This is a genomic window from Pseudanabaena biceps PCC 7429 (assembly GCF_000332215.1).
GTDB classification, from domain to species: domain Bacteria; phylum Cyanobacteriota; class Cyanobacteriia; order Pseudanabaenales; family Pseudanabaenaceae; genus Pseudanabaena; species Pseudanabaena biceps.
In genome coordinates this window covers 1-5,429 of sequence record NZ_ALWB01000287.1, presented here as the reverse complement: position 1 = coordinate 5,429, position 5,429 = coordinate 1, and the positions used below count along the sequence as shown (strand labels likewise).

General features: G+C 41.5%; 6 protein-coding genes. 3 read left to right on the top strand and 3 right to left on the bottom strand.

Features of this window, described 5'->3' with window-relative positions; translation table 11 throughout:
* On the top strand, positions 1-262 hold a 262-nt coding region (locus tag PSE7429_RS27370; RefSeq protein WP_040689975.1), incomplete at its 5' end, for a hypothetical protein.
* 33 nt (positions 263-295) lie between these two features.
* Here PSE7429_RS27370 and fldA read toward each other — a convergent pair.
* The 3 genes from fldA to PSE7429_RS20860 all read right to left on the bottom strand — a co-directional run bounded on the left by fldA (position 296) and on the right by PSE7429_RS20860 (position 2,390).
* Positions 296-802: a flavodoxin FldA gene (gene fldA, locus PSE7429_RS20870; protein WP_009629348.1), complete on the bottom strand. Its 507-nt coding sequence runs from the start codon at positions 800-802 to the stop codon at positions 296-298.
* 116 nt (positions 803-918) lie between these two features.
* Positions 919-1,218: a winged helix-turn-helix domain-containing protein gene (locus PSE7429_RS20865; RefSeq protein ID WP_040689972.1), complete on the bottom strand. Its 300-nt coding sequence runs from the start codon at positions 1,216-1,218 to the stop codon at positions 919-921.
* A 122-nt stretch (positions 1,219-1,340) separates the two neighbouring features.
* Positions 1,341-2,390: a chlorophyll a/b binding light-harvesting protein gene (locus PSE7429_RS20860; RefSeq protein WP_009629347.1), complete on the bottom strand. Its 1,050-nt coding sequence runs from the start codon at positions 2,388-2,390 to the stop codon at positions 1,341-1,343.
* Positions 2,391-2,585: 195 nt separating this feature from the next.
* Between PSE7429_RS20860 and PSE7429_RS20855 the strand changes: the two genes are divergently transcribed.
* Together PSE7429_RS20855 and thiO are read left to right on the top strand one after the other, a co-directional pair.
* Complete coding sequence (locus tag PSE7429_RS20855) at positions 2,586-3,239, top strand: class I SAM-dependent methyltransferase (protein ID WP_009629346.1); 654 nt, start codon at positions 2,586-2,588, stop codon at positions 3,237-3,239.
* 433 nt (positions 3,240-3,672) lie between these two features.
* Positions 3,673-4,704 carry a glycine oxidase ThiO gene (thiO, locus tag PSE7429_RS20850; protein WP_009629345.1) on the top strand — a complete coding sequence of 344 codons (1,032 nt, stop codon included), beginning with the start codon at positions 3,673-3,675 and terminating at the stop codon, positions 4,702-4,704.
* The last annotated feature ends 725 nt before the right edge of the window (positions 4,705-5,429 follow it).

Here is a 5,429-nt window from a genome sequence, read left to right as displayed (position 1 = left end):
TACTTCGGAAACAGCGATCGCTATCACTTTCTTGGTGATGAATTTGGAAGCCCTGCTCAAGCGGATTGTTTTTTCGGTTTTTCTTTGGTTTTTGTTTTTGTCTGGCAACTCTTTGTTCTTCCTTCGCGGAAACCGCTCTTTAACTTTAATTCTTTTTCTTGGCAATTTCCTAGTAGACAGTCAAAGTATTATCCCCTTCCTCTTTGCACACTCCTTTCCGCTTAGTCTCTTTTTCAGCAAGCCCTACTTAATTAACAAGTGAATAAGCCCCTCGTTGTGCGAGTATTCGGCTTCCCTAAACACCAAACTCAACTCTCAATAGTGCTACCCATTTTCTCAACCTTTGTTCGGTCAAGTCCGCTTGATTGGTATCATCAAGTGCTAAGCCGACAAATTTATTGCCTCGTACAGCTCTAGACTCATCGAAATCATATCCATCCGTAGACCAATAGCCAACAGTTTTACCACCCCGTTCAGTAATTTTTGCTTCTAGGATACCGATCGCATCTAAGAAATTATCTGCATAGCCAACCTGATCGCCACAACCGAAATAAGCAACTTTCTTGCCAGAAAAATCCACATCATCCAATTCAGGAAAAAGTCCTTCCCAATCTGATTGCAACTCGCCAATATTCCAAGTTGGACAGCCAATAATTAGGCAATCATAACCTTCAAAATCGCTAATATCCACCTTCGCTACATCATGCAAGTCGACCAATTCCGAACCAAATATTCTTTGAATTTCTGCTGCGGCACTTTCTGTATTTCCTGTCTGAGTTCCGTAAAATACACCAATAGTCATTCTGTTTCTCCTAGTTAATTTTTGACATATTTTTTATACCAATTCAAGAAATGGTGTAGCCATTTCTTGAATTGAAAACCCTTACTAGGTTTAGTTTTCAATTCACAAAAGTGTTGTCACACTTTAGGCAAGGTTAAATAATGATTGCGCCAGCTAATCAATTCTTCAAGCCGCAGTTGATTTAAAACTCGCGTCATAGTTACTCGCGTCGCTTCATTGTTTATCGTTGAATCAACCCCATCAGCACCCAAAAGTTGACCAGATAAGTGAGTGAAGCGATCGCTAATAGGCTTCCCAGAAACATCGCCATATTTTTGTTCTCTTAGAATTTGAGAAGAATTAAAAAATAAAATGAAAGAAAATAAAATCCTGTATCTTCCGCTGTGCAGAAGGCACAGGATTTTATATCTACTCAATCAGACCAATTTCAAAACCTTACTGGGTTTGTTTTCTAATTCACTGAAGTGTTGGCTCACTTCAGTGAATTGGTATTAGAATATTGCTTGGGATTTAAGAACCAAGATCGATAAACTGAAAGCTATTCTGCGGATGTAGTGGTCATGTTAAGAGCCCGACTAATGAGACTGAAATCAAAACCAGAAGCTTTGAGCGCATGGTATAAATGTCCTTGCAAGAAGAAAAACGCTAAAATGAAGTGAGCATTAGCTAGCCAGCATCTAGGGGTATGTGCGCCCAATGGCAAGTTCACTGTATCCGCATAGAAAGGCATTACGCTTAACTTCACTTGCAAAGCTTCACCATAGAACTCTACTGGATAGGCGAGAGTATTTACAGCACAGAAATAGGAAGCCACAAACCCTGCCAATGCAATGCCTCCCAAGGAATAGGAAAGAATAGCTTCACTAGAGAAGATGAGAACTTTCTTCGCCCAAGCCAAAGGCGGCACAATGATATGCCATACTCCGCCAGCTAAAAGCATAATTCCTACATAAATATGTCCGCCCACAAGATCTTCAAGGCTATTGACATCAGCGAAATGGGTTTGATAACCATAAATGGTCAATGGATTGAGGGTTGGTTCCGTCACCACTCTCACAGCATGAATAGTGGCATCATAGAGCCCACCGAAATACATAGCCTTGGCAGCCAGTAATAAGGCTCCCGCCCCTAAGAACAGTAAATGATGTCCCAAGATGATTCCTAATTTGCGTGAGTCACTCCATTCAAAGTGGAAGTTTTTTGCAAAGCCATTGAGTCCCTTGAGACTTGCGGGGGTCTTGGTCAGGTGAAATAATGCGCCAGCCGCTAAAACTGCGGACGAGATTAGGTGTAACGTGCCAATCACAAAATAGGAATAAGTATCAATAATTACGCCTCCTTCCCCAACACCAATACCTAAAGAGGCAAGATGGGGTAGTAAAATTAGCCCTTGATTGCCCATGGGTAGATCGGGTCTATACCATGAAATTTCATACAAAGTAAATGCTCCTGCCCAGAAAGTGACTAGGGCTGCTTGAGCAACATGGGCAACAATAAAGAGTCCTGACAAGTCGGCAAAACGGGCATTCCCTGCCCACCATTCATAGCGAATATTAGTCTTTTTCGCAGTATTTTCAGTGATTTGCATAGTTAATTAGATCGACAATAAGTCATCAAGAATAGGGTTTTGTTATTGCAGCTAATAGGAATTACTTGCAATAATTTTTCTTTGCTTATCCTACAAGAGAATTTTTTATTGAGAATTACTTTCATTAAAATCTTAATAAAACTTAATCATAAATTTTGAGTATGATGGAATCGGTATCTTCCCTTTGAACTATCTATGCAACTTGCTTCAGAACAACGTACAAAACTTGATAACTCCGATGATGCGCTGTTCTATGACCATCCTCGTTTTGTTACTCATGTAGACGATCGCTTTATTCAACAACTCACCGATCTATACCGTCAAAGACTACAGGCAAATACGCGTATTCTTGATTTGATGAGTAGTTGGGTGTCACATCTCCCCGAAGAAATGGAGTTTGAGCATGTAGAAGGGCATGGACTGAATGAAGCGGAATTGGCTCGCAACCCGCGTTTAGATCATTATTTTGTCCAAAATCTCAATCAACAGCAGTTATTACCCTTTGCCGATCGCTCTTTTGATGCCGTGTTAAACACAGTCTCAGTGCAGTATTTACAATATCCAGAGCGCATATTTGCAGAAATTCATCGGATTCTTAAATTCGGTGGCATTGCGATTATTAGCTTCTCGAATCGGATGTTTTATCAAAAAGCGATTCAAGCATGGCGGGATGGAGAAGAAAGCGATCGCACGAAGTTAGTCTTCAAATATTTTGCTTCAGTTCCTCAAGGTTTTACTCGCCCAGAGTTGGTGGCAAACGTTCCGCCTAGCTCTCCTTTCTTAGCAATGCTGGGTATGGCTAGCAGCGATCCCTTTTATGCCGTAATAGCCACTCGCGCTTCCGAGTAAATAATTTCGTTGTTGGGAAGGGATTATATCTAAGTAGAAGAAGGGAATAGAGAGTGAGATTTATGGTAAGTATAAATCTTATTGTCTAGGATTAAGTGGCTGGGCATAATTAAAACTCAGAATCAAAAACTGTAGCGCACGCGCAGCGTGCACTACAGTTTTTGGGGTTTTATATTTAATTGCGCTTAGCTACTTAGGATTATTTTTTGTTTTCAAATGAGTAAGTACCTAGGCATAAGTAAACTTAAAACCTAGAAGAGCATATCGCCCGCTGCGCGGGCGATATGCTCTCTGGTTTTGGTTTTTAATTATGCCGAACTACTTACACACTCATTTGAAAACAAAAAATAATATCAATTTGAAGGATGTAATAGGGTTAGAGATAAATGTAAACCTTATGTAAATCTCTAGCCAAATAGAAGGATAAAATGAAATGACTGATGTTTTAGTGATTGGTGGTGGCGTTATTGGTTTGGCGACAGCGATCGCCCTTTCGCAAAAGGGGGCAAATGTTACGATCGTTGAGCGTGAACTCTGCGGACGTGGAGCAACTTGGGCGGCGGCGGGAATGCTTGCCCCTGAGGCAGAAAAATTAGAAGGAGATCTCTTAAGTTTTGGTATCCGTAGTCGTGATATGTATCCCCAATGGATTGCGAACTTGATGCGGTTATCAGGACAAGATTGCGGTTATTGGTGTTGTGGGATGCTTGCTCCAGTTCTTTCGGAAAGCGATCGCCAAGCCATCACCAAACATCCCCAATATATCAGTCTTGAAGAATCCCGTCAGCGTCAATCTGGTTTAGGGGAATCGATTTTAGGTGCGCTCTGGCTGCCTGAAGATGGACAGGTCAATAATCGCAAGCTCGCAAAAGCTTTATTAGGAGCGGCGCGATCGCTCTCAATTAAAATCCTTGAAGGCACAACGGTTTATCAAATCGTCCGCGACAGCCATCGCGTCACACACCTCGATACTAGTGCAGGTAAATTACACAGTGATCGCTATGTGCTAGCTACAGGTGCATGGACACGATCGCTACTGCCTTTACCAATTAAGCCCATTAAGGGACAGATGCTTTCAGTGTTTGATAGCGATCGCAAATTGCAACGAGTAATTTATGCACCCAATTGCTATATCGTGCCGCGCCAAGATGGGACGATCGTGATTGGGGCAACGGTCGAAGATGTGGGTTTTGATCAGGGCAACAATGCCGCAGGTATTGCTCAGTTATTAAACCGAGCGATCGCGGTTTATCCTGCGATCTCCAATATGCCAATCACCGAAACATGGTGGGGATTTCGACCTCACGCTCCCCATGAAATCCCGATTTTAGGATCTAGCGATTACGAGAATCTCATTTTAGCTACGGGACATTATCGGAATGGAATCCTTTTTGCACCAATCACAGCGAAACTCATTGCCGAATTGATCGTTGATGGCATCACTGATTCTATCTATTTGCAATAATAGCAAGTTAACTTCAGTTCGGGTTAAGCTGGCAAATTTTAAAACCTCAAAAGTAAAAGCCTTGCTACGCAAGGCTTTTACTTTTGGGCTTTGAGAGAGGGTTTGCTCCGCAAACCCTCTCTCAAAGCCCGTTTCCAATTATCCCGAACTCACGTTAAATATGCCAATATTCCCAAAATTATTCCAAAGATTCCCAAGATATTGATATAGCTATATTCACTTAAGTCAGGACATCAAATCCAATAGAGGGTTGCGGCGCGAAGCGCCGCAACCCTCTATTGGATTTGATTGTTGTCCTAACATTACTGACTATAGCTATAAGTAGCTGAGCATAATTAAAATCCAGAGCCAAAAGCTTTAGCGAAGGCTAAAGCTTTTGAGGTTTTATATGTAATTGTGCCTAGATACTTATTGCCTAGATACTTATTGCCTAGATATTAATATTGCCAAGAATATTGCCAAGAAAAAAGCAAAAACAACTTTCTTTTTTGTCATGATTTGATGACTTATCTGCTTGTTTTATTCCTAACTAAAAGCCTAACAATTTACAGAAATCTTCTAGGAGTAAGGACAACCAAAAAATAAGCCATGATCCTTTGGCATTTGCGATTCAAGCATTACATCGCGATGGCTGAGCGAAGTCACATCCCATAACTCATTTAGGATTGCTAAGTACCTCAACATAATTAAAACCCTAAAACCTGCGGCGCACGCGCAGCGTGCGC

Excerpts from the sequence above, each read along its gene's own strand:
- fldA (WP_009629348.1), bottom strand. The coding sequence starts at position 802 with ATGACTATTGGTGTATTTTACGGAACTCAGACAGGAAATACAGAAAGT.
- PSE7429_RS20860 (WP_009629347.1), bottom strand. The coding sequence starts at position 2,390 with ATGCAAATCACTGAAAATACTGCGAAAAAGACTAATATTCGCTATGAA.
- PSE7429_RS20855 (WP_009629346.1), top strand. The coding sequence starts at position 2,586 with ATGCAACTTGCTTCAGAACAACGTACAAAACTTGATAACTCCGATGAT.
- thiO (WP_009629345.1), top strand. The coding sequence starts at position 3,673 with ATGACTGATGTTTTAGTGATTGGTGGTGGCGTTATTGGTTTGGCGACA.